The organism is Actinokineospora diospyrosa, from assembly GCF_024171925.1.
GTDB classification, from domain to species: domain Bacteria; phylum Actinomycetota; class Actinomycetes; order Mycobacteriales; family Pseudonocardiaceae; genus Actinokineospora; species Actinokineospora diospyrosa.
In genome coordinates, this window is sequence record NZ_JAMTCO010000019.1 from 99,444 (window position 1) to 123,498 (window position 24,055).

Here is a 24,055-nt window from a genome sequence, read left to right on the forward strand (position 1 = left end):
GCCATGAGCACCAACCCCTTTGACGACGCCGATGGCACGTTCTACGTGCTGGTCAACGACGAGGGCCAGCACTCGCTGTGGCCCGCGTTCCGGGCGGTACCCGCGGGCTGGAACGCGGTGTTCGGGCCGGGCGAGCGGGCGGCCGCCCTGAAGTACGTCGAGACCAACTGGACCGATCTCCGACCTACGAGCATCCGATGAGGACACTGACCTTACCGGAACTCGTCGCGCTGCAGGCGGACCGGACACCGGATCGGATCGCCGTGGTGGCGGGCGAGGCGGAGATCAGCTACCAGGATCTCGACTCTCGCTCGAACCGCTTCGCCCGCCTGTTGCTGCTGCGCGGAGTCCAGCCGGGTGACCGGGTGGCGCTCGTCCTGGGTCGTTCGGTCGACCTGCCGGTGTGCTTGCTCGCGGTGCTTAGGTGCGGCGCGGCGTATGTACCGGTGGATCCGGCGTACCCGGCTGAGCGCATCGCACACGTCATCCAAGACGCGCAGCCTGCGCTGGTGGTCACCGACTCCGCGGGTCTGGACGGTGCGCTTCTGCTCGAGGACAACGTTGAGGCTCTCTCGGAGATCGACGGGTCCGCGCTGACCGATGTGGAGCGTGGGGCGCCGCTGTCGTTGGCATCGGACGCCTACGTGATCTACACGTCCGGCTCTACCGGCCGCCCGAAGGGGGTGGTGATCACCCACGCGAACCTGGCGAACTTCTTGGAAGACATGGGTGAGCGCTTCCCCCTCGGTGCGGCGGATCGGTGGCTCGCGGTCACGACCGTGGCTTTCGACATCGCCGGGTTGGAGTTGTACCTGCCGTTGATCAGTGGCGCCCGGGTGGTCCTCGCGGATCGGGACACGGTGCTGGATCCGGCTGAGCTGCTCGCGTTGCTGCAGCGCTCGGGGGCCACGATCATGCAGGCCACGCCGTCGCTGTGGCGGGCGCTGGCCGCTCGCGCGGAGGACCTGCCGCCGCTGCGGGTACTGGTCGGTGGCGAGGCGCTGCCTCCTGATCTCGCCACCACACTGCGAACCATCGGTGACGTGACCAACCTCTACGGGCCGACGGAGACCACCATCTGGTCCACCGCGGCGCGGATCGAGGGTGCAGCCACACCGATCGGGCAGCCGATCGCGAACACCCGAGCGTACGTCCTCGATGGCAACCTGCGACCGGTCGCCCCTGGGGAGACAGCGGAGTTGTACCTGGCGGGTTCTGGTGTCGCTCGCGGGTACCACGGGCAGCCCGCGCTCACGGCGCAGCGTTTCACCGCTGACCCGTTCGGGCCGCCCGGCAGCCGCATGTACCGCACCGGTGACCGGGTCACGTTGGTCGACGGCCAACTCGTCTTCGTGGGGCGCGCGGACAACCAGGTCAAGGTCCGGGGGTACCGGATCGAACCGAGCGAGGTCGAGGCGACGCTCACCCGCCACCCACACGTGACGCAGGCCGTCGTCGTCGCTCGACCGGACGCGGCCGGGGACCAGCGCCTGGTCGCGTACGTCACCGGCGACGATCCCACGTCCGTTCGCGAGTTCGCCGCGCGACGCCTGCCTGAGTACATGGTACCTGCGCTGGTCGTGTGCTTGGACGCACTACCGCTCACCGCCAACGGGAAGGTCGACCGCAAGGCCCTGCCCGCACCGGACTTCTCGCACGCCGCCGGGTCTGGCCGAGCGCCGACGACCCGCCGCGAAGAAGTCCTCTGTGGACTGTTTGCCGAGATCCTCGGCCTGCCGACGGTGGGGGTCGATGACGACTTCTTCGCACTCGGCGGGCACTCGCTGTCAGCGTCGCGCCTGGCGAGCCGGGTGCGGGTGGCCCTCGGCGTGGAGATGCCGATCAAGGCACTGTTCGAGGCGCCGACCGTCGCCGCCCTGAGCGTGGTCCTCGACGGCGCCGCCGCGGCACGTCCGGCGTTACGTCCGGCATTGACCCGCAGCGACCGACTCGAGCGCGCGCCGCTGTCGTTCGCGCAGCAGCGCCTGTGGCTCATCAACAGCCTCGAAGGCCCATCAGCGCTCTACCACTTGCCTTCCACGCACCGGTTGGCATCCACAGTGGACCTCGTCGCGCTGGAGGCCGCGCTCGGCGATGTGGTCCGCAGACACGAGGCGCTGCGCACCGTCTACCCGGAGATCGACGGCGAGCCGCACCAGCTGGTACTCGATGCCACCGTCTCGCTCCCCTTGGTGCCGACGACACCTGAGCGGCTCGACGCCGACCTGCTTGCGATGGCGACCGCCCCGTTCGACCTGGCCCGGGACTTGCCACTGCGCGCCGCCGTGTTCGAGGCGGATGAACGGGTTCTGCTCCTGGTGTTCCACCACATCGCCTCGGACGGCGCCTCTGACGGCCCGTTCAGCCGGGACCTGGAACACGCCTACGCGGCCCGGTGCGCGGGTCTGACACCGACTTGGGCTGAGCTGCCCGTCCAGTACGCCGACTACACCCGGTGGCAACGTGGTCTGCTCGGCTCCCCCGACGAGCCCGATAGCCGTTTCGCCGCGCAGCTGCGATTCTGGCGGGACGCGTTGCGCGACCTGCCGGAGGAGCTGCCCCTCCCCCTGGATCGCCAGCGCCCGGCGAAGAGTAGCCAGCAGGGTGCGCGGATCGCGCTGAATGTGTCTGCCGATCTCCACTACGCGCTGTCCGAGGTCGCCCGTTCCAGCGGGTGCACGCTGTTCATGGTGATGCAGGCGGCGCTATCGACGCTGCTACACCGGATGGGCGCGGGAACCGACATCCCGCTCGGATCCGCCGTGGCCGGGCGGCCGGATGAGCGGCTCGACGACCTGGTCGGGTTCTTCGTCAACACGGTCGTCCTGCGCGCCGATCTGTCCGGGCGGGTCAGCTTCCGCGAGCTCCTCGGCCGGGTGCGCTCGACGACGCTGGCCGCGTTGGACCACCAAGACGTCCCGTTCGAGCACGTCGTGGCGGCGGTCAACCCGGTGCGCACGCACGCGAGGCACCCGTTGTTCCAGACCATGCTGGTGTTCCAGGACACCGGGAACAACGCACTGTCGCTGCCGAAATTGGCCACCATGTCCGAGGACCTGGGCACGAACACGGCGAAGTTCGACTTGCTGTTCAGCATAGCGGCGCACGAGTCCGGCGAGCGGGAATGCGCTGGGATGACCGGGATGGTCGAGTACGCGTCTGAACTGTTCGACCGCGCGACCGTCGAGCGGCTCGTGGACCGGCTCGTCGCGGTGCTCGAAGCCGTGGCGCACGATCCGGACCAGCTCGTGGGCGAGATCAACTTGCTCGACGACGCCGAGCGGAGCCAGGTCCTGTTCGGCTGGAACGACACCACGGCGGTGCTGCCGTCGGAGTCGTTGAGCAGGCAGGTGGAGGCACAGGTCGAGCGGACTCCGCACCTGACGGCGGTGGTCGACCCCAGGAGCACCCTGACCTATGCCGAGCTCAACGCGCGCGCGAACCAACTCGCCTGGCTCTTGGCCGAGCGCGGGATCGGCCCCGAGGACCGGGTGTGCGTGCTGCTGCCCCGTTCCACGGACCTGCTGACCGCGTTCCTGGCGATCTTCAAGGTGGGCGCGGTGTACGTGCCGGTCGACCCCCTGTTCCCGCCGGACCGGGTCGGCTACATCGTCGAGGACTGCGCGCCCGCACTCACCATCGCCCACCGCCAGACCAGCGCGAAGCTGCCCGAGACCCCGGTGCTGCTGATCGAGGCCGAGGACCTGGGGCGCTACCCGGATCGGAACCTCGACGTCGTGCCGCCACCGCAGGCGCCGTCGTTCGTCATCTACACCTCGGGGTCGACCGGCCGCCCCAAGGGCGTCGTCGTCCAGTACCACGTGCTGGTGAACCTGCTGGCCTGGAACCGGCACGCGATCGCGGTCGAGCCGGGCGCCCGGGTCGCCCAGTTCAGCTCGATCACCTTCGACGCCTCGATCCACGAGTTCCTGGCGACCCTGCTCAACGGCAAGACCCTGCACATCCCGGACGAGGAGACCCGGCTCGACCCGGCGGAGTTGGCGGCGTGGCTGGACCGGGAGCGGATCACCGAGCTGTTCGCCCCCGACCTGATCATGAGCGGCGTCTACGAAGCGGCCAACGACAAGGGTCTCGAGCTCACCGGGCTGCGGCACGTGTTGCAAGCCGGTGAGGCGCTGCGGTTGTCGGAGACCGTGCTCGCCTTCCACCGCCGCCGCCCCTGGGTGCGGCTGCACAACCATTACGGGCCATCGGAGACCCACGTGGTCACCGGCTACACGATGCCGTCCGATGTGGACACCTGGCCCGCGACCGCGCCGATCGGCGGGCCGATCTTCAACAGCCAGACCTACGTCCTCGACAGCGCGCTCAACCCGGTCCCCGCCGGGGTGGTCGGCGAGCTCTACCTGGCGGGCGACTGCGTGGCGCGCGGCTACCTCAACCGGGCGGCCCTGACCAGCGAACGCTTCGTCGCCGACCCAGTCGGCCCCCCGGGATCCCGCATGTACCGCTCCGGCGACCTAGCTCGCTGGCGGCCGGACGGCACGCTCGACTTCCTCGGCCGCGCCGACGACCAGGTGAAGATCCGCGGTGTGCGCATCGAGCCGGGCGAGATCGTCAAGGTGCTCTCCGGCTGCCCAGGGGTCGCCCAGGCCGCTGTGGTGGCAAGGCAGACGGCGAGCGGGGAGAAACAGCTGGTCGCCTACGTGGTGCCGCCCGCGGGTCAGAGCTGCCCGGACACCGCGGCACTACGCGCGCACGCCGCGGCCGCCCTACCCGAGTACATGGTCCCGTCGGCGTTCGTCGCCCTGGACGCACTGCCGCTGACCGGCAACGGCAAGCTCGACCACCGCGCACTCCCCGCGGCGGCGGTCTCCCCCGGCGGGTCACCGCCGCGCACCGAGTGGGAGCGCAAGGCGTGTCTGCTGGTCGAGGACGTCCTCGCCGTGACGGGGGTGGGTCGGGAAGACCACTTCTTCGCCCTCGGCGGCAGCTCCATGGCCGCCGCGAAGCTGGTCAACCGGGCGCGCTCGACGCTGGGTGTGGGGCTTACCCTCCGCATGGTCTTCGACGCCCCCGTCGTGGCCGACCTCGCCCGTCAACTCGCGGACGCGGGTCCCGCCCGCACGGTGACGAGCTTGGCTGCTCGGCGCCGCCCGTGAGCGGTGCCGAGCAGGCTCAACCTGCCAGTACTTGTTCGCGCAGGATGTCGGCGTGACCGCAGTGGTGGGCCAGTTCGCGCAGGACCTGGAGGTACACCCAGTGCAGGGTGCGCGGCCCGCTCCGGTGCCCGGTTACGACGGTGTCCAGGGGCAGGTCGGCGACCACCGCTCGGGCGGTGGCGCAGGCCTGGCGGTGCGCGGCGGTGATGGAGGCGATGGTGTCGTCGGCGGTGAGCTGGAAGGAGTCGTCCGGGCTCGGTACCAGGCCGAGTTCCTGGCGGGGCGTGCCGCCGACGCATTCCTCGAACCAGACCCGCTGCATCCAGGTGAGGTGTTTGAGCAGACCGAGCAAGGTCGTGGCCGAGGGGACGAGGTTGCGGCGGGCCTGCTCCTCGGTGAGGCCGTCGAGGGTCGCCTCGACGGCCTCGCGGTAGTCCTCGATGAAGGCGTCCACCTGGGTGCGGTCGTCGTCGAGCGGCACGTCGAACGAACCCATCGCAAACCTCCTGTGTGAACTGCGGTCGCCTGTGAACTGCGGTCGACGCAATCCTAGGGCTCAGGCGATCCCGACCCGGGTGGCCTTGACACCCGCCTGGAAGCGGCTGGAGACCTCCCAGTCGGCCATGATCTCGGCGATGTGCCTGCGGCAGGTCCGGACCGAGATGCTGAGCCTGCGGGCGATCTGCTCGTCCTTCGCCCCTGCGGCGAGCAGCCGGATGATGGCGCGTTTGATCTCATCGCCCGCCGGGCCGTAACGGGGCGCGGAACTGCCCTCGGTCTCGAACGGCAGCGCGTTGGCCCAGTCGCGTTCAAGACCCCGGCTGAGGTAATCGACTGTGGACGGTTCGCGGATGACGACGGCGCCGTCGGGCCGGTTGGCGATGACCGCGGTCTCGCGGTCGACGATCACGACCTGGCCGGTGATCTGCTCGCACGTGCGGATCTCGCACCCCGCCTCGACGAGTCCACCGAGGACGGCCCGCAGACCGGTGTTGACCCGGACCGGGTGCTGGAACAGCGCGCGCACGCCCAGGTCGCGCGAGTCCAGGTCGTTGACCAGCCAGTCGTCGACGGCGACGATTCCAGGGTGGGCGCTGATGATCTCCACCGCGCACCGGCCCACGATGTCGCGCAGGACCGCGCGCACCCGGTCGGCGCCGTCGACGACGTCAACGGGCTCACCGCGGCGACTCCGCAGGTACATCGGGCCGAGGGAGGACAGCCGCGCCTCCAGGTCCGAGGCCCGCCGCTGCAGTTCCATGGCCTCGACCTGCATCGGGCTCACCAGCTCGGCGGCGGCGACGTCCGGGCTGGAGGGCACGAGGGTGTTCGGCGCGGACGCGGCCGGGGTGAGCAACCGCAGCTGCCGCAGCGCGCTGATCCCCCTGGTCACGTCCTCGACGGAAGCGCCCAGGTCAGCGGCGGGTTCCGCGTGGTCGCCGATGCCGCCGCGGTCCAGCGCCCAGCCGTAGAGGGACTCCGCGAGCGGGCTCAGCACCGGCCAGCCGGTCACCGCGCTACTCCGGTTCGCGCCGCGTCACCGGCCGTCGCCTGCCCGCCCCGATCGCCGGGGCCGACCACAGTGGACGGCTCGGGTCGTCGGCGACCGCCCGCAGCAGGTCGATGAACGTGGTGACGAGGGTGTCGATGGTGGCGTGGTCGAACAGGTCGGTGCTGTAGCGCAACTCGCCGGTGACGCCGCGGCACCGACCCTCCGGCGAGCGGGACTCGGTCAGCCCCAGCCACATGTCGAACCGGACCACCGGGAACTCGACCGGTTCCTCGGTGCACACCACACCGGGCAACCGCGGGGTGTCGCCGGACTCCTCCAGCATGAAGATGACCTGGAACAGCGCTGACCGCGACAGCGAGCGGTGCGGGTTGAGGTCCTCGACGAGGCGGTCGAAGGGCACGTCCTGGTGGCTGAACGCCTCCAGGTCGACCTCGCGGACCCGCCGGAGCAGCTCCTCGAAGGTCGGGTTGCCTGCGGTGCTGAACCGCAGCACCAGGGTGTTGACGAAGAAGCCGACCAGGTCGTCGAGCGCCTTGTCCGTGCGGCCCGCGGTCGGTGAGGCGATCGGGATGTCGTACCCGGCGCCGACCCGGGAGAGGGTGGCGGCGAACCCGGCCTGGAAGATCATGAACAGGCTCGTGCCGGTGCGCTGGGCCAGTCCGATCAGGGCTTGGTGCAGCGTGGCGTCGAGGGCGATCGGCACCGGAGCGCCGCGGTGCGAGCTCACCGCGGGCCGGGGGCGGTCGTACGGGAGCGCGAGTTCGTCGGGGATGCCCGCGAGTGCCTTGCGCCAGTAGCGGAGTTGGGTGCTGAGCAGGCTGTGCGGGTCGGACTCGTCGCCGAGGACCTCGCGCTGCCACACGGCGTAGTCGGTGTATTGCGCGGGCAGCGGGGTCCAGGAGGGCTCGCGGCCTTCTCGCCGTGCGCAATAGGCGGTCGACAGGTCGCGGAAGAGTGGCGCCATGGACCAGCCGTCCATCGCGATGTGGTGCATGACCAGCAGCAAGACGTGCTCCTGGGGGCCGAGTTCGAACAGCGACGCCCGGATGGGGAGTTCTTCGGCGAGGTTGAAGCCGTGTGTCGCGGCGGCGGCCATCAAGCCCGGCAGGTCCTGCTCGGTTGTTGTCACCGTGGTCCAGGGAGCTTCCCGGGGGTCGAGGATGTGCTGCCAGGGGACGCCGTTGTCGTCGATGATGACCGTGCGGAGGCTGCGTTGGCGGATCACCGTGTCCAGCAACGCCTGCTCCAGTGCCCCCGGGTCGAGATCGCCGCGCAGGCGTAGCGCGACGGGAACGTTGTAGGTCCCGCTGGAGTCTTCGAGCAGGCTGAGGAACCACAACCGTTGCTGCGCTAGGGAAACCTCGACCGGTCCGGACCGCTCCCGGTGCACCAGCGGCGGTCGGCTCGTCTCGTTGCCCGCGATGACCTCCATCAGCGAGGCGACGGTGGGGGCTTGGAACAGGGCCTTGAGCGGGACCTCCACGGAGAACGCGGACCGCACGCCGTTGATCAGCTTGATGGCGAGGAGCGAGTGCCCGCCCAGGACGAAGAAGTCGTCGTGCGGTCCAACCTGGACGAGCCCGAGGACCCCGGCGAACAGGCCCGCGAGGACGCGTTCCTGCTCGGTGGCTAGCGCGCGGTGGGCGGTCGTCGCGTAGTCGGGGGCGGGGAGCGCGTTTCGGTCGAGTTTGCCGTTCGCGGTGACGGGGATGGCGTCGAGGAGGACGACCGCGGCGGGGACCATGTGGTCGGGCAGGCGGGCCGAGGTGGTGGCGCGGACCGCGGCGGCCAAGTCTCGCGCGTGTTCCTCCGGCACCACGTAGGCGACGAGGCGCCGGTCGCCGGGGGTGTCGGTGCGGACCACCACGACGGCGCGCGCGACGCCCGGGGTGGCCAGGACGGCGGCCTCGACCTCGCCGGGCTCGATGCGGAAGCCGCGGATCTTCACCTGGTCGTCCGCGCGGCCGACGAACTCGAGCACCCCAGCGGCGGTCCACCTGACGAGGTCGCCGGTCCGGTACATCCGGCCGCCGAACGGGCAGGCGACGAACCGCTCGGCGGTGAGGCCGGGGCGGTCGTGGTAGCCGCGGGCCAGGCCCGCGCCGGAGGTGTAGAGCTCGCCGGTGACGCCTGGCGGGACCGGGGTGAGGAACTGGTCGAGCACGTGGACAGCTGTGGCGGCGATGGGGCGGCCGATCGGGACCCCGTGGTGTCCGGCCAGGTCCTGGGCCTGGATCCGGTGGGTGGTGGTGAAGGTGGTGTTCTCGGTCGGGCCGTAACCGTTGATCAGCTGGACCGAGGGCAGGGCGTCGAGGACGGCTTGGCACTGCGGTGCGGCGAGCGCGTCACCTCCGGCGAGCAGGTACCGCAGACCCGCGAAGGCGTGGACATCGGCGGATACGGCCTGGTGGAACAGCTCGGCGGTCAGCCAGAGGGCGGTGACCCCGTGGGTGCTGAGGAACTCGCGGAGCTCGGCGCCGGAGAGCGGTCCCTCCGGCGGTATGGCCAGTGTGGCGCCGTTGAGCAGCGCACCCCAGATCTCCAGGGTGGCGGCGTCGAAGGAGACCGACGAGAGCTGCGCGAAGACGTCTCCGCTGGTCAGGTGCATGAAGTCGGCGTCACGGACCAGTCGGACGATGCCCGCGTGGGGTACGGAGACGCCCTTGGGGCGGCCGGTCGATCCGGAGGTGTAAATGATGTACGCCAGGTTGTCCCGCGAGATGGTTCGCTCGGGGCGCGAGTCCGGTTCATCGACCTCGAGGTCCTCGTTCGACAAGTGCACCACCGGGCGCGTGTCGGCGAGCATGAACGAGACGCGGTCCGGTGGGTAGCGACCGTCGATGGGCAGGTAGGCGGCGCCTGCTTTCAGCACGGCCAGGATCGCCACGATGAGGTTCGCGGATCGCTCGATCGAGATCGCGACGACGGACTCGGGACCGACACCGCGGCGGATGAGCGAGTGCGCTACCTGATTCGCTTTCGCTTCCAGCTCTCGGTATGTCCACTTTGTCCTGCCGTCGACCAGTGCGACCGCGTCCGGGGTGCGGGCTACCTGCGCTTCGAACAAGTCCGGCACTGTTCCGGCGCTGGAGTTGTTCCACCCCAACAGGGTCTGCCCGCGTTCCGCTGGGGAGAGGACATCGATGTCGCCGATTCGCTGGGCTGGGTTCGCTCCGACCGCGGTGAGGATCATCGCGAGCCGGTTAGCCAGTGCCTGTGCGGTAGCGCGGTCAAAGAGGTCGGTCGCGTACTCGAGGTAGCCGGTCAGCCCGGTCTCGCTCGCGGCGATGGTGAGGTTGAGGTCCCACTTGGCGATCGGCAGGTGGACCGGCAGGTCTGTGCTCTCGACCCCGGGCAGCCGCAGCGTCCCGTCGTTCTCCTCCAGGGAGAACATCACCTGGAACAGGGCGTGCCGGGCCAGCGAGCGGTGCGGGTTGAGCTCCTCCACCAGCCGGTCGAACGGCACGTCCTGGTTGCTGAACGCGTCCAGGTCCACTTCCCGGACCCGGACCAGCAGGTCCTCGAAGCTCGGGTTCCCCGCCATGTCGACCCTCAGCACGAGGGTGTTCACGAAGAACCCCACCAGCTCGTGCAGGGCGTCGTCGCCCCGCCCGGCCGCCGGGGCCCCGATCGGGATGTCGACCCCGCCGCCGTGCTTGACCAGCAACGTCGCCAGCGCCGCGTGCAGCACCATGAACAGACTCGTCCCGGTCCGCCGCGCCAGCTCGTTCAACGCCTCGTGCACGGCGTCATCGATGACCACCGGCACGAAGTCGCCCTTCGCCGACCACACCGCGGGCCGCGGCCGGTCGTAGGGCAACGCCAGTTCGTCGGGCAGGTCGGCGAGGGTCTTGGTCCAGTACCGCAACTGGGTGCTGATCAGGCTTTGCGGGTCGGAGTCGTCCCCTAGAACTTCTCGCTGCCACTCGGCGTAGTCCGCGTACTGGGCGGGCAACGGCTCCCACTCAGGTTCCTGTCCCCCGACCCGGGCCCGGTACGCCGCCGACACGTCGTTGAGCAACGGCCCCCAGGACCACCCATCCACCGCCACGTGGTGCACCACCAACAGCAGCACGTGGTCCCGATCCCCGACCTCGAACAACGACACCCGCAACGGCAACTCCGCCGCGAGGTCGAACCCCTTCTCGGCCGCCTCGACCAACGCCGCCATCAGCCCGGCCTCATCGACGGGCCGCGTGGTCAGCGGGACCCCATACTCCCCCGCCTCAAGAATCCGCTGCCACGGCAAGCCATCCCGCTCGACCAACAGTGTCCGCAAGCTCTCATGCCTGCCCACGGTGTCCAGGAGCGCGGCCCCCAGCGCGGTCTTGTCCAACTCCCCCCGCAGCCGCACCCCCACCACAACGTTGTACAACGCCCCAGCGTCTTCGAACTGGTTGAGGAACCACAACCGCTGCTGCGCAAGAGATGCCTGAACCACCGTTCGCCCCCAGCTCACCACACGCGGGTCAACTCACCAGGGCACCCCGAACCAGCGGCCACCCCACGACCCGAGCGTATGCGCCCCCAGTTCACCCCCGGTTACGCCGCTGACCCCGTGGTCCGAGTTGTTCGGATCCGGCGGGGGCCGCTACTCGTCTGGCCGGTCGCGGAGGAAGTCGAAGGTTTCGTCGTCGGAGGGTTCGGTGGGGGAAGAGGGGCGGGGTGGGACTGGTGGGCCCGCTTCGATGATCTCGTCGAGCGGTTGGCCTTCTTCGATGGCCGTGTAGGCCTGGCGCATGCCCTTGACGCCAGGATCCAGGGCCGATTGGACGGCCGGGTCGTCGAGGTGGCGGCCCTCGGACAGGTCGGTCCAGGAGAGTTCGCCCTCGTCGATGCGTTCCTGCAGCTCGCGCAGGGATCGGGGGGCGTCGTCGCCGCGGGCGTGGGCTTCGAGGAGGCGTAGGTCCTCTTCGGACAGTGTGGTGACCGGGACGGTGCGCTCGACCTCCTTGGCCGCGACGATGGCCTCGTCCAGGCCGACCTCGGCGGCCTCCAACTGGGCGAGGGCCTCGGCGATGCGCGGATCGTCGTCGAACGTCACGAAGCCTCCTCGTGCCAGGGGTGTCCGCCCCAGCCCGCCTGGTCCACGTCCTCGCGGGTGGCCCAGCGGGTGCTGCCGGGGGCGAAGCTGCGGCCGCACGCGGTCCAGTCCGGCGCCTCCGGCACGGCCACCCGGTCCTCGAACGCCGCGTCGTCGGGGGTGCACCACACCGAGCCGCAGGAATCGCACATCACGGCCAGGGGCAGCACCGGACGGAGCAGGCCCTGGTCGTCGAACGGGCACTCGCGCAACCACATCACGAGCCCGATCCAAGCACACTGCTCGGGATGCCGGAGACCGGGAAGGCGGAGATGACCTCGTTCCCGTTGCGCGTGACCAGCTGGATGTAGCTCACCTGCGGGTTGCCGCCCAGCCCACCCGGGATGCCGCCGACGTAACCGACCGGCTGGCCCATGTTGACGTAGTGCGAGGTGTTGCCGTTCGGCTGCAGGATGCTCACGACACCACCCTGCTGGACCCGGGCGTACGCGTTGTCGACGAGCCGGACGACCTCGTTGCCGTTGGTGGCGTTGAAAACGCCGTGCTGCTGCCGGTTCGGGATGTCGGCGGTGTGGTTCATGACGTGGTTGTAGCGGTTGCCGAAGTTGGGGTTGTTGTCCGGACCGTAGACCAAGCCGCCCGGCGACTGGTAGGTGTTCGGGCCGGTCTGCGTCAGCGCCGTGCAGGGCACCAAGCCGAGCGGGTCGGCGGCGATCAGCGGGTTCGCCGGGTAGGCGGTGGGGTCGGGGCCTGCCAGCAACCCGAGCGGGTCGTGCGAGGTGTACCGCCCGGTCTCGGGGTCGTAGTACCGCATGTAGTTGTAGTGCTGACCGGTCTCGGCGTCGTGGTACTGGCCGGGGAACCGCAGCGGACAGCCACCCGCGTCCTCCCCCGCCTGCACGCCCCACACCGACGTCGTGGCGCGCCAAGCGACGTCGCCGCTGCGGTCGAGCATCTCGGTCGGGGTGCCGATCAGGTCGGTGACCAGCGCGTAGAACCGCTCGTCCACGGTCTGGGTGAGCGGTCGGATGTCGCCGGGCAGGCACTCCCAGGTGGTCACACCCGCCACAGTGGACTGTTCGGCGAGCACCACCCCGTCCCAGGTGAAGTCGACCCGCTCGACGACCGCGCCCGCCGCGTCGAGGCGCTGCTTGCCGGTCCGGCGGCCCAGGGCGTCGTAGGTGTAGCGCCAGTGCACGCCGTCCGGGGTCACCACCTGGGTCAAGCGGTCCTCGGCGTCCCAGGTGTAGTTCCACGACCGGATCTGGCCCGACAGGGTGCGCCGGGTCCTGGTCACCACCCTGCCCTGCGCGTCGTGCCGGTACCGGGGGCCGTCCGGTGCGGCGACCCGCGCGCCGGTCTGGTCGTAGGCGTGGTTCTCGGTCCACCCGGCGGTGTGGACACCGGTGATCCGCCCGGCGGTGTCGAGGTCGTAGCGGCTGTTGCCCGCTCTCGTGTCGTCGATGCCCACGACCAAGCCGTCACCGCGGTAGTGGTAGCGGCGGTTCTGGACCCGCCCGCTCGCCGTGGTGACCGTCTGACCGGTGAGCCGGTGGCTGCTGTCCCAGATCTGCCCCAGTGCGGCACCGTCACCGAAGCTTCGCTGGACCTCGCGGCCAACCGCGTCGTAGCCGAAGTGGACGGTCTGCCCAGCGGTGGTCAGGTTGACCAACCGGTCGCGCCCGTCGTACTCCCATGTGGACACCGCCCCGGACGAGGTGGTGCGCCGGGTGCGCCTGCCCGCCGCGTCGTACTCGGAGGTGACCGCGCGGCCGTCGCAGGTCTCGGACAGCACCCGCCCCAGGGCGTCGCGGGTGTACCGGACGTCGGCGTCGGCGTTGGTGGCGCGCAGGAGTCGACCGACCGGGTCGAACTCGAACGCCGACACCGACGCGCCCGCGCGCTTCTCGACCGCGTTGCCGAGGACGTCGCGGGTGAACTCGACCGTCTCCCCCGCGCCGTTGGTCCGGCGGACCAGCCTGCCCGCGGCATCCTGTTCGTAGCTGAGGGTACGGCCGTGGAAGTCGCTTTCCCGGACCAGATTCCCCGCCGCGTCGTACTCGTAGCGCCACACCTGGCCCGCCGCGTTGGTGACCGAGGTGAGCTTGAGCCGCGGGTCGTAGCCGAACTCCAAACGGGTCCCGTCCGGCGCGGTCCGGGCGGCGGGGAGGTCGAAGTGCGTGATCTCCGTGCGCGTCACCGAGCCGAGCGGATCGATGTGCTCGACCTGGTTGCCCTCACCGTCGTAGCGCCACCGGGTCACCGCGCCGTCCGGTGCGGTGTGGGAGATGAGCTTGCCCTCGATGGTCCAGCTCAGGACCACCGTGCCGCCGAGCGGGTCGATGATCCGGGCGACGCGGCCAAGGGCGTCGCGGACGTACTGGGTGGTCGCGCCGAGGGGGTCGGTGACGGCGACCGGGAGTCCGGCGGCGTCGGTCAGCACCCGGGTGGTGGCGCCGAGCGGGTCGGTGACCGCGATCTGGTTGGGCTGGTACGCAGTCCTTGTGACCGCGCCGCTCGGGTCGGTGATCGCGGCGATCCGGCCGGAATCGTCGTACTGGCGCCACCAGTGCGCGCCGTCCGGGTCGGTGATCCGCGCCGGGCGGCCCGCGTCGTCGTACCCGACGGTGGCCTCGGTGCCGTTCGGGTAGGCGACGGCGACCAGCCTGCCCGCGTCGTCGTAGTGGTTGCGGGTGACGTTGCCGAGCGGGTCGGTGTGCGCGACGAGCCGGTCACGGTCGTCCCATTCGGACCGGACGGTGTGACCGAGCGGGTTGGTCTCCGCGATGACGTTGTTGCGGTCGTCGTAGCGGTAGACCGTGGTGGCGCCGAGGGCGTCGGTGTAGCGGGTGGTGCGGGCATCGCTGTCGTAGGTGAAGGTCCCGTTGAGGAACCCACCAGCGCCTTGGTTGGCCACACAACGGCCGACGCCGTCGTACAGGTAGCGGTACCACTGGTCGTTGCGGTCGATCCACCGGGTGATCCGGCCCGCGGTGTCGTACTCGAAGTGCAGCGCTTGGTTGGACGAGTTGAGGACCTCCGCCAGGTCGCCCGCCTCGCTGTACCGGTAGCGCACGAGCGTGATGTCGCCTGCGTTGTCGCGCAGGCGAAGCCCGGTGATCCGGCCTGCTTCAGTGTCCACATCGACCTGGTACCCGCCTGAGTGCGTGAGCCCGGTCAGCACACCCGAGTCGTCGTGGTGCAGGTCGATCCGGTTGCCGATGGCGTCGGTGATGGCGCTCAGCGGTCGGACGCTGCCAGTGCCCGTGAAACGCAGGACCTGGCCGTCCCGGGTGATGGTGTAGCCGTCTTCGTCGCGGTTCAGCGGCCAGGCAGGTCCGGTGATCGGCAGGACGTCCCCTGTGGACGATGGGTACACCAGGATGACGCCGTCGTCGGCAATGTAAACGACGCCCTGGGCGTCGAACTCGAGGCGTTGGTCGATCGTGGACGCCCAGGAACGCCCGTAGAGCCGTCCGGCGCGGAACGAGGAGATGTGGGTGCGGCGCACGACCAGTGCCAGGGTGCCCGCGAGTTCGACGTCGGTCTGGCCGATGATCACGTCGCCGGTGACGATGTCCACCGGGTCGCCGCAGGTGGTGCGGTTGCACTCGGGGGTGCGGGTGTTCTTCGGGTCGGCCGGGCGGTTGGCGCCACCGGGGGTGTTCTGGCCGGGGCGCGCGGAGTTGCCGGACGTGGCACCGGGGACGACGGTTTCGGGGGTGGGGTGGTCGGGCTGGCGCGCGGCGTTGCGCTCGTTGATGAGTCCGCGGGCGTTGTCGTGCGCACTGCCGACGGCACCCGCTGCGGCGGTGGCACCGGCCACGGCGGTTTGCGCGCCGCCGCGGACCGCGTCGGCCCCGCGCTTGACGCCCACCGCGCCGTCGGCGGCCTGGTTGCCCGCGTTGATCGCGTCGTTGAGGTTGCGGACATCCTTGATCTTGGACAGGGCGGTGCCGACCTGCCGGATGCCGTCGATCACCTGCTTGGCGCCCGCGATGATCGCCTTGATGCCCTGGATCAGGGCCATGATGGCGTTGTAGAGCTGGATGCCGTCGTAGACCAGCTTGACCGCGCGGGCCCAGCCGACCGCCGGGATCGGCAGCATCGCGGCGGCCTGGAACAGCTTGCGCACCAACTGCTTGATCAGCTTCAGCGCCTGGTCGCAGGCCCGCCGGGACCCGTCGGCGACCTTGCGCAGCGCCATCCCGATCAGCGCGGCCGCCTGGGCGTCGGCCTCCAGGCCCGCGGTCCAGGTGACGCCGATGAGCTTGCCGAACCGCTCGTACGCCGCGCCGTGCCAGCCCTGGGACAGTTCGGTCAGGCCGGAGTTCAGGTTGTTGCGGATGGCCTGCAACGCGTCCTTGACGTTGGTCCACTCCGCGGCCTGGCGGGCGATCTTCTCGAAGTCACCGGTGATCGGGGTGATGATCGACTCGACGAGCGACTCGCCGACCACCTTGCGCCACACCCAGTCGACCGCGCGCACCTCGATGCCCGCCCCGTTGACCGCGTCCTGCACCGATTGCCCACCCGGGGTGCTCGGCGTCCGGTTGAGCAGCGCCACCGGATCCACGGCGTCGGCGTACCCGCTCATCGGGCACCCCCGCGCACGGTCGGGGCGTGCACCGAGTCCAGCCCGCGACCGGCGCCGTTGATGCCGATCGTGCCCGCCCGGTCGCTGTCCTCGTAAGCCTTGGCCGCCTCGTCCAGGCTCTTCTTGACCTCGGTGATCTTGCGGTTGGCGAACGTGAGCGTGTCGCCGTACAGGTCGACGACCCCGCTGACCGCCGGGACGAGCAACTGCAACAGCCCGGTGAACCCGGCCGTGTCGCCGCCCTTGGCCCTGGCGTGCCCCTCCACCGCGGTGAATTGCCCGGCCACGCGCTCCAGCATGCCGCTGTAGCCCCGCAATTCCCGCGGATCGACCTGGAACCCGTCTCCCACCGGACCGCACCCCTTCGCCGCTGACATCCCCGACCGCCCGACTTCGACGTCGGTCGCGCCCGTCAGTTCCGAACGCGCGGGAATTCGTCACGGGTCACTGGAATGGCCCAGCACACCTGTCCGGTCAATTCCGCTCGGCGGCGGATTTCACCAACCGAAACCGGCGGAACACGTGCCCGTCGATCTCGACCTCACCATCGGCGCTATACCCCAGCCGCAGCAGCGCGTGCGCCCGTCCCCTGGTCGGCGGGAGCAGCACGGTCACCGAGTCGCGTTCCGGATCCGCGAAGACGCGCCTGATCACCTCGCGGTAGATCCGCTCCCCCAGCCCCCACGCGTGTTTGTGCAGCACCAGCGCGACATCCACATCCCGCCCCTCCGGCTGCGGTCCACCCCAGCCGAGGAACACCCCATTCGCGACAAATCCCCAGGGCCCGTAACCCTGCTCGTCCCAAATGGCTTCTTTCGCCGCGACCCACCCCCGGCAGGCGCCCTCATCAAACCGCCCCGACGCCAGCGGCAAATGCCCCCGAACCGCCGGATCGTCCAACAACGCCACGATGTCGGCCGGGGCGACCTCGGTCAGCCGCACGAACTCGATCTCCACCCGCGCCATCCTGCCACCGCCCGTGGCGGGGGTCGGCGGCGTGGTGGCCGCCGACCCCCGGGGTCACTTCGGGTCGAGCACGAACACCGGGATCAGCCGGTCCGTCTTCTCCTGGTACTGGGCATAAGACGGGAACGCGGCCACAGCCCGATCCCACCAGTCGGCCCGCTCGGCCCCCTCGACCTCACGAGCGGCGTACTGCTTGGTCACGGTCCCGTCCTGCAACGGGAACTCCGGGTGCGCCTTGATGTTGTAGTACCAGGCGGGGTGCTCGGGAGCGCCGCCCTTGGAGGCCACGACCGCGTAGCTCCCCTCGTGCTCCACCCGCATGACCGGCGTGTACCGCAACTCCCCCGACTTCGCCCCGCGCAGCGTCAACAGGACGATCGGCTTCCCGAGGACCTTGATCCCCTCAGTGGTCCCCGTCTCCACGATCCGCTTCGTCTGCTCCCGCACCCACTCCGTGGGACTGACCTTCACCGTCTCATCCGACATGTCCACCCCCAACGCCGCCACCCACCCTCGGCATTCCCCACGGACGGGTGACCTCACACCGCTGATCGCCGGAGGCTTGGGCGGAGGAGAGCGGTGGTCGCGAGGGAGAGGATGGCCATTGTCGCGATCGTCCATTCGACCGCGTGGCTGCCTGGGAAGAACTCGGCCATGGCACCTGCCAGGAGGGCTCCGAGGGCTTGGCCGACCATCAGGCCGGTGGTGGACAGGCCGAAGGCTTGGCCTCGGACGTCGTCTCGGGTGTGCTCGAGGAGCCTGTCCTGGAGGGGCAGGGCGGCCGCGTAGCCGAAGGCGGAGACGGCGATCAGGGTGACTGCGATGGGGGTGGATGGGGACAGGGGGAAGGCCAGGAACGGCACGGCCAGGAGGAGGCGTAGGGGGATGACGAGTCGGTCGCGGGGAGCTTGGGGGATGAAGCGGCCCAGGATGATGTCGCCTGCGAGCATCCCGATGGCACCTGCGGCGAACAGGTACCCGGCGTGGTGGCCCGCGTAGGGGATGAACATCGCTTCACACCCGACGATGAGCCCGTTGGGGACCCACATCATCAAGTAGAGCGGGCGGAGAACGGGTGAGCCCAACAGCTCCCGGTTGACCACCTTGCTGCGATGCACGACGTTGCCCGTGGCCCGCGCGGGCCGATCGGACAAACCAACCCTGGCCCAAACCGCCGCGACCGCACTGACCACGGCGGCCACCCCGAACAACCACGTCGGCCCGGCAGCGGCGAGCAGCACCGAACCCACCGCGTAGCCGAGGATCTGCATCCCGCCGACAGTGATGTTCATCGTGGCCCTGGCCAGCACAAACGCCGCCTTCGGCACGATGTCCGACAACAACGCCACAACCGTCCCGGACGTCGCCCCCGCCGCGATGTAGCCAGCCGCGAGGATCACGAAGCGCATCCACCAACTCAACCCCGGGAGCATCTGCAACGCCGCAGTCGCGGTCCCGATAACCGCCGTGACGACCATCGCGGTCCGGGGGCGGAACAGGTCCGAGGAGGCGAGCAGGTAGCGAGCCGTCACCAACTGCACCAACGGCCCACCGAACAGCGACACAGCAGTCAACAGCGGCGACCGAGTCTCGGCGTACATGACGGTACCCAGGGCAAGACTGTCCAGAACAACACCGATGATGGTGAACAGCCGCGCAACGAAGAGAACCCGAAACTCCCGTACCGCGAAGACCTCCCGGTAGGTGATCACCGAACGCTCCCCCCATACGAGTCCTCGCAAGCTAGCGGCTCCCCAGGAGAACACCCAGCGAGTTCCGGCGATCGGTTCGCCTCGCACGGCACCCTGCCGGGCCTGGCTTGCTGAGCGCTTACGTCCCTGCGGGCCGCGAGATGCGCCGCATCCGTGGTGGCCTGGAACGGCACGCCCGCGCCCTGCTCGACGACTTTGGGCTTCCCCGCGTGCGGGTGAGGCGTGTCGCGTTCGGGCCAGCCGGACTTGACGCGGCAACAAACCTCAACGAACATTGAGTCAATGAGCACTGAGTGGCCTTCGGGGTTGGCAGCGCGAGCGCGCCTGCACGCCGCGCTGGGTGAACCCGCCCGGTTGGCGATCGTGGACCGCCTGCTGCTGGGCGACGCCTCACCCGGTGAGGTGGGGCGGGAGCTGGGGTTGCCCAGCAACCTGCTGACCCACCACGTCAAGCTGCTCGACCAGGCCGGGCTGATCGAGCGGTCACGCTCGGAAGGCGACGCCCGCCGGACCTACCTCCGACTGCGCCCCGCCGCACTGGCCGGACTGGTGCCATCCGGGGTGCGGCAGGCGCGTCGAGTGGTGTTCGTGTGCACGCGGAACTCGGCGCGATCGCAGTTGGCGGCGGCGCTGTGGGCCAAGCGCAGCTCCCTGCCCTCGGCGTCGGCAGGTACCCGCCCGGCGGAGGAGGTCCACCCGCTCGCGGTGGCCGCGGCCAAGGCGCACGGGCTCTCCCTGACCCGCGCCCGGACCCACCACGTCGACGACATCGTCCAGCCGGACGACCTGGTGGTGGCGGTCTGCGACAACGCCCACGAGGAATTGCCGCCGACCGACCGGCTGCACTGGTCAGTGCACGACCCCGCCGCGGTGAACACGCCCGAAGCCTTCGACACCGCTTACCAGGACCTCGCCGACCGGGTCGAGCGCCTGGCCCCGGCCGTCCACACGCCCGAGAGAGGTCCTCGATGACGCGGCCGTTGTCCCGCGCGCTGGTCGCGGAGTTCCTGGGCAGCCTGCTGCTCGCCGCCCTGGTGATCGGCTCCGGGATCGCAGCCCAGCGTCTGTCCCCGCATGACGTGGGCGTGCAGTTGCTGGAGAACGCCGCCGCGACCGCGGTCGGACTCTTCGCGCTGATCCTCGTCTTCGGCCCGGTCAGCGGCGCCCACTTCAACCCCGTCGTGTCCCTTGTGGACGCAGTGCTCGGCGGGTTGCCCTGGCGGCACTTCTCCCTCTACGTCCCGGTTCAGGTGATCGGGTGTGTGGCGGGCGCGGTCGTGGCCAACGTCCTGTTCGACGCCACCCCGATCAGCATCTCCACCACCGACCGCGCCAGCTGGCCGCACGGCTTCTCCGAGGTCGTGGCGACCCTCGGGTTGCTGCTGGTGATCTTCTCCCTGGCCCGCACCGGGCGCGGCGAGAAGGCAGCCGCTGCGGTGGGCGCCTACATCGGCGCCGCGTACTGGTTCACCAGCTCGACCAGCTTCGCCAACCCCGCCATCACCGTCGGCCGCGCGTTCAGCGACAGCTTCGCCGGAATCGCGCCGTCCTCCGTGCCGACCTACATCGTCGCTCAGCTCGTGGCCGCGGTGATCGCGTTGCCGCTGCTGCGGCTGCTCTACCCCTCGGCGCGAAGCGAGGACGTCGTAGTGCCCAACCCCGTATAGGACCTATGCCCGCGGACGCCCTTGACCTGTCCAGGACGCCGTGCGGGGGCACCATCCCGCAGCCACCTGCCCGTCCTGGCCGCGCGACTCACCAACGGAGGACGCCCATGACCACCCCCGAGACCCCAGTACACGTGCCGTCGGTGCTGTTCGTGTGCGTGCACAACGCGGGCCGCTCCCAGATGGCCGCCGCGTGGCTGGCGCACCTGGCCGGAGACCGCGTCGAGGTCCGCTCCGCCGGGTCCGCCCCCGCCGACCAGGTCAACCCCGCGGTGGTGGCGGCGATGCGCGAGGTCGGCATCGACATCGCCGCCGAGACCCCGAAGGTCCTCACCTACGACGCGGTGGAAGCCTCCGATGTGTGCGTGACCATGGGCTGCGGCGACGCCTGCCCGGTGTTCCCCGGCAAGCGCTACCTCGACTGGAAGCTGACCGACCCCGCCAGGCAGGGCGTCGAGGCCGTGCGCCCGATCCGCGATGAGATCAAGGCGCTCATCGAGAACCTGATCAGTGAGATCGCCCCGGGACCAGGCCACGGTGGGCCCGCAGTTCAACCGAATCGCCACACCGCGTGAAGGCGAACGACGCTGTCGTCGACCGCTGGCCAATGACCTCGGCGACCGGCACCCACAGTCAGCCGGTCGGTCGCGCGGTCAACGTGAGCTCCTGCGCCGCCGCCGGTGCGCCGCAGCAACCGCTGCTTTGCTCAGTTTCGGGGGCGTCGAACACGCCTGATCCGCCGCACACGCCGGTCTCGGGCAAGGTCAGTTCGACCTTCGCGGCGGCCTCGTGGTCCCCTGCGATTTCGGCGACGACGCTGCGGACCTGCTCGTAGCCGGTCATCGCCAGGAAGGTGGGGGCGCGGCCGTAGCTCTTCATCCCGACGAGGTAGACGCCCGGCTCGGGGTGGCGGAGTTCCGCGGCGCCGTGGGGGTAGACGGTGCCGCAGGAGTGCGCGTTGGGGTCGATCAGCGGTGCCAGCTTGGTCGGGGCCTGCAGCACGGGGTCGAGGTCGAGGCGGACCTCCGAGAGCCAGGACAGGTCCGGGCGGAAGCCGGTCAGGACCACGCCCTCGTCCACGGGGGCCAGGCGGTGCCCGTCCTGCGACACCAGCACGAGCCGGTCGCCGTCGCCCTCGACGGACTCCGTGCGGAACCCGGTCACGACCTCGACGCGACCCGCCCGCACGGCCGCCTGCGCCTTGAGGCCGAGCGCGCCTCGAGCGGGGAGCTGATCGGCCTCGCCGCCGCCGAAGACCGAGCCCGTCGTACCGCGGCGCAGCAGCCACGTGATGTGTTCGGCGAGATCGGCCAGCGCGAGCAGGGCGGTGAGCGCCGAGTGACCGCTTCCGACCACGGCGATCCGCTTGCCCGCGTACCGATCGGCCTGTGATGCCAGGTCAGGCACCCGGTAGGCGATCCTGTCGGCCGCCGCCTGCTCGCCGATCGCGAGGAGGCCATCGCCGCCGAGGGGGTTGGGTGAGCCCCAGGTGCCGGAGGCGTCGATGACGGCGCGGGCGCTGATCCGCTCCTCGCCGTCGCTGGTACGCACGTGCACCGTCAACGGCTCGCTGTCTCGACCGGCGTCCACCACCCGGTCCCGCCCCCGCCGCGCGACCCCGACCACGCGGGCGCCGAACCGCACCCGGTCTCCGAGCGCTGTGGCCAGCGGCGCCAGGTACCGCGCGGCCCACTCTGCCCCGGTCGGATACCCACCCGCTTCCGGCGCCACCCAGCCCTGCGCGTCCAGCAGGCGCCGGGCAGCCGGGTCCACCAGTTCCGACCACTGGGAGAACAACCGCACGTGGTTCCACTGGGCCACTGCCGCCCCGGCCTGGTCGCCCGCCTCCAACACCACCGTCGGCACCCCGCGCTCGACCAAGTTCGCCGCCGCGGCCAACCCGGCCGGACCAGCACCCACCACGACCACCGGCAACCCGTCCATCAGGACTCCATTTCATCGAAGAACGTCTATCCAATGCTGTGCGACTTTATCGAGCCCTGTCGATGAATGCAACCATCGACCGAGGTCTATACACTCAGCTGGTGACGTTGACGACCCCCGCCGGTCTCCAGGACCAAGACGCCGAGACCTACGCCAAGTGGTTCGCCTGCCTGGCCGACCCCACCCGCGTGAAGCTCCTGCACACCGTCGCCGCGTCCTCCGGTGAACTCCCGGTCGGCGCCCTGGCCGAGGCGGTCGGCGTCACCCAGCCCACGTGCTCGCACCACATCCGCAAACTCGCCGACGTCGGGTTCGTCCGCCTGCGCAAAGAGGGCACCGCGACCCTGGTGTCGATCAACCCCGCCTGCTGCACCGGCCTCCCCCACGCCGCCGACGCCGTCATGGGCACCATCGTCACCCGCCCCTGCTGCCCCACCGACCTCCCCCCCGACGTCACCGTCCGCCCCATGACCGACACCGACTGGCCCGACGTCCGCCGCATCTACGCCGAGGGCATCGCCACCCGCAACGCCACCTTCGAAACCGAAACCCCCACCCGCCGCACCCTTGAGACGAAATGGCTCCCCGACCACCGCTGGATAGCCGAAATCAACGGCACCGTCGCAGGCTGGGCCGCCGCCTCACCCGTCTCCACCCGCGACTGCTACTCCGGAGTCGCGGAAACGTCTATCTACGTCGGCGAAGCCCACCGCGGCCGAGGCGTCGGCAAAACCCTGCTACACAAACAAGTCACCGCCGCCGACACCGCCGGACTCTGGACCCTGCAAACCAGCATCTTCCCCGAAAACCGCACCAGCATCGCCCTCCACCACTCCGCAGGCTTCCGCACCATCGGCGTCCGCGAACGCATCGCCCAACACCACAACACCTGGCGCGACACCGTCCTCCTCGAACGCCGCACCCAATCCCCCACCGCCGACTGCCCCTGCTGAAACACGTCAACGCGCATCACCTCACACGTTCACCCGCAGCGACCGCTGACCACACCCAACCGCTCAGACCACCCTCGGCGGCACGGCGACTTCGGTGATGAACTCAAGGAGTCGGGTCATCGAGGCGAGAGATGCCGCTGGCGGCACGAATGACTACTACCGTGTCAAGGTCATATATCTCCTCGCTGACCTGCGGATATGGCAAGTTTCACCTGTTCAGGAGTCTGTTTGCGCCCCGTAGGCGCGAGTTGCATCCCGTTGTCACGGGTTCTGAGCGCCACCGAAACGCCACATGATCTCAGTTGTACTCAGGCGTGGACGGCAGCAGGATGGCGCAACCCCATGCATCTAGACACGGCCCGCCGCTGGCGTTGAGCGCTCCGATCAAGCTCCGCCTGCAGGCCGTCGCCGCACCTTGGACGTTGTGAGCTGCACACTTGACCACGGGCGTTCAGGACCATCCCCATCCTGCCCTTCCGGCTGTCGCGGTCGAAGACCGTACTTTCTCGACACTCGTGCCGTGAGCTTCCTTCCGG

Annotated in this window: 17 protein-coding genes; 6 read left to right on the forward strand and 11 right to left on the reverse strand. The window is 70.0% G+C overall.

Annotated elements, in window-relative coordinates:
- The first annotated feature begins 3 nt into the window (after positions 1-3).
- Both LV75_RS32100 and LV75_RS32105 read left to right on the forward strand, forming a co-directional pair.
- Complete coding sequence (locus LV75_RS32100; RefSeq protein ID WP_253891128.1) at positions 4-201, forward strand: MbtH family protein; 198 nt, start codon at positions 4-6, stop codon at positions 199-201.
- On the forward strand, positions 198-5,123 hold the full coding sequence (locus LV75_RS32105; protein WP_253891129.1) for a non-ribosomal peptide synthetase: 4,926 nt from the start codon (positions 198-200) through the stop codon (positions 5,121-5,123). The genes LV75_RS32100 and LV75_RS32105 overlap by 4 nt, the downstream gene beginning before the upstream one ends.
- A 16-nt stretch (positions 5,124-5,139) precedes the next feature.
- Here the strand turns inward: LV75_RS32105 and LV75_RS32110 are convergent, their stop codons facing one another.
- From LV75_RS32110 to LV75_RS35710, 10 genes are all read right to left on the reverse strand, one after another.
- The gene (locus LV75_RS32110; protein ID WP_253891130.1) at positions 5,140-5,619 is read right to left on the reverse strand and encodes a DinB family protein; all 480 of its coding nucleotides are present in this window, start codon (positions 5,617-5,619) and stop codon (positions 5,140-5,142) included.
- Positions 5,620-5,679: 60 nt separating this feature from the next.
- On the reverse strand, positions 5,680-6,636 hold the full coding sequence (locus tag LV75_RS32115; protein WP_253891131.1) for a helix-turn-helix transcriptional regulator: 957 nt from the start codon (positions 6,634-6,636) through the stop codon (positions 5,680-5,682).
- Positions 6,637-6,640: 4 nt separating this feature from the next.
- Complete coding sequence (locus LV75_RS35705) at positions 6,641-11,095, reverse strand: non-ribosomal peptide synthetase (RefSeq protein WP_253891132.1); 4,455 nt, start codon at positions 11,093-11,095, stop codon at positions 6,641-6,643.
- 132 nt (positions 11,096-11,227) lie between these two features.
- Positions 11,228-11,680 (reverse strand): hypothetical protein, encoded by a 453-nt coding sequence (locus tag LV75_RS32125; RefSeq protein ID WP_253891133.1) that lies wholly within the window; start codon positions 11,678-11,680, stop codon positions 11,228-11,230.
- Positions 11,677-11,937, reverse strand: coding sequence for a hypothetical protein (locus LV75_RS32130; RefSeq protein WP_253891134.1), 261 nt, complete (start codon positions 11,935-11,937; stop codon positions 11,677-11,679). Before LV75_RS32130 ends, LV75_RS32125 begins: the two co-directional genes overlap by 4 nt.
- Positions 11,937-16,277 (reverse strand): DUF6531 domain-containing protein, encoded by a 4,341-nt coding sequence (locus tag LV75_RS32135; protein ID WP_253891135.1) that lies wholly within the window; start codon positions 16,275-16,277, stop codon positions 11,937-11,939. Before LV75_RS32135 ends, LV75_RS32130 begins: the two co-directional genes overlap by 1 nt.
- Positions 16,274-16,627 (reverse strand): type VII secretion target, encoded by a 354-nt coding sequence (locus tag LV75_RS32140; protein WP_253891136.1) that lies wholly within the window; start codon positions 16,625-16,627, stop codon positions 16,274-16,276. Before LV75_RS32140 ends, LV75_RS32135 begins: the two co-directional genes overlap by 4 nt.
- A gap of 124 nt (positions 16,628-16,751) precedes the next feature.
- Positions 16,752-17,243 carry a hypothetical protein gene (locus tag LV75_RS32145; RefSeq protein WP_253891137.1) on the reverse strand — a complete coding sequence of 164 codons (492 nt, stop codon included), beginning with the start codon at positions 17,241-17,243 and terminating at the stop codon, positions 16,752-16,754.
- 54 nt (positions 17,244-17,297) lie between these two features.
- Positions 17,298-17,729 carry a nitroreductase family deazaflavin-dependent oxidoreductase gene (locus LV75_RS32150; RefSeq protein ID WP_253891138.1) on the reverse strand — a complete coding sequence of 144 codons (432 nt, stop codon included), beginning with the start codon at positions 17,727-17,729 and terminating at the stop codon, positions 17,298-17,300.
- A 53-nt stretch (positions 17,730-17,782) separates the two neighbouring features.
- Entirely contained in the window at positions 17,783-18,955 is a 1,173-nt protein-coding gene (locus LV75_RS35710; RefSeq protein ID WP_253891139.1) for an MFS transporter, read from the reverse strand.
- 282 nt (positions 18,956-19,237) lie between these two features.
- Here LV75_RS35710 and LV75_RS32160 point away from each other — a divergent pair, with 282 nt between their 5' ends.
- The 3 genes from LV75_RS32160 (at position 19,238) to LV75_RS32170 (ending at position 21,197) form a co-directional block, all read left to right on the forward strand.
- A complete protein-coding gene (locus tag LV75_RS32160) occupies positions 19,238-19,927 on the forward strand; it encodes an arsenate reductase/protein-tyrosine-phosphatase family protein (RefSeq protein ID WP_253891140.1) in 690 nt (229 codons plus the stop codon).
- Positions 19,924-20,622, forward strand: a complete 699-nt coding sequence (locus LV75_RS32165) for an aquaporin (protein WP_253891141.1) — start codon at positions 19,924-19,926, stop codon at positions 20,620-20,622. Before LV75_RS32160 ends, LV75_RS32165 begins: the two co-directional genes overlap by 4 nt.
- Positions 20,623-20,729: 107 nt before the next feature.
- Positions 20,730-21,197, forward strand: coding sequence for an arsenate reductase ArsC (locus LV75_RS32170; RefSeq protein WP_253891142.1), 468 nt, complete (start codon positions 20,730-20,732; stop codon positions 21,195-21,197).
- A gap of 58 nt (positions 21,198-21,255) precedes the next feature.
- Here the strand turns inward: LV75_RS32170 and LV75_RS32175 are convergent, their stop codons facing one another.
- A complete protein-coding gene (locus LV75_RS32175; RefSeq protein WP_253891143.1) occupies positions 21,256-22,566 on the reverse strand; it encodes an NAD(P)-binding domain-containing protein in 1,311 nt (436 codons plus the stop codon).
- A 62-nt stretch (positions 22,567-22,628) separates the two neighbouring features.
- Here LV75_RS32175 and LV75_RS32180 point away from each other — a divergent pair, with 62 nt between their 5' ends.
- Positions 22,629-23,519: a helix-turn-helix domain-containing GNAT family N-acetyltransferase gene (locus LV75_RS32180; RefSeq protein ID WP_372504276.1), complete on the forward strand. Its 891-nt coding sequence runs from the start codon at positions 22,629-22,631 to the stop codon at positions 23,517-23,519.
- The last annotated feature ends 536 nt before the right edge of the window (positions 23,520-24,055 follow it).

Bases quoted from the DNA above. Each gene is read 5' to 3' on its own strand.
- LV75_RS32100 (WP_253891128.1), top strand. From the start codon at position 4: ATGAGCACCAACCCCTTTGACGACGCCGATGGCACGTTCTACGTGCTG.
- LV75_RS32165 (WP_253891141.1), top strand. From the start codon at position 19,924: ATGACGCGGCCGTTGTCCCGCGCGCTGGTCGCGGAGTTCCTGGGCAGC.
- LV75_RS32105 (WP_253891129.1), top strand. From the start codon at position 198: ATGAGGACACTGACCTTACCGGAACTCGTCGCGCTGCAGGCGGACCGG.
- LV75_RS32110 (WP_253891130.1), bottom strand. From the start codon at position 5,619: ATGGGTTCGTTCGACGTGCCGCTCGACGACGACCGCACCCAGGTGGAC.
- LV75_RS32170 (WP_253891142.1), top strand. From the start codon at position 20,730: ATGACCACCCCCGAGACCCCAGTACACGTGCCGTCGGTGCTGTTCGTG.
- LV75_RS32160 (WP_253891140.1), top strand. From the start codon at position 19,238: ATGAGCACTGAGTGGCCTTCGGGGTTGGCAGCGCGAGCGCGCCTGCAC.
- LV75_RS32175 (WP_253891143.1), bottom strand. From the start codon at position 22,566: ATGGACGGGTTGCCGGTGGTCGTGGTGGGTGCTGGTCCGGCCGGGTTG.
- LV75_RS32135 (WP_253891135.1), bottom strand. From the start codon at position 16,277: ATGAGCGGGTACGCCGACGCCGTGGATCCGGTGGCGCTGCTCAACCGG.
- LV75_RS32145 (WP_253891137.1), bottom strand. From the start codon at position 17,243: ATGGCGCGGGTGGAGATCGAGTTCGTGCGGCTGACCGAGGTCGCCCCG.
- LV75_RS32150 (WP_253891138.1), bottom strand. From the start codon at position 17,729: ATGTCGGATGAGACGGTGAAGGTCAGTCCCACGGAGTGGGTGCGGGAG.
- LV75_RS32180 (WP_372504276.1), top strand. From the start codon at position 22,629: ATGAATGCAACCATCGACCGAGGTCTATACACTCAGCTGGTGACGTTG.
- LV75_RS32130 (WP_253891134.1), bottom strand. From the start codon at position 11,937: ATGTGGTTGCGCGAGTGCCCGTTCGACGACCAGGGCCTGCTCCGTCCG.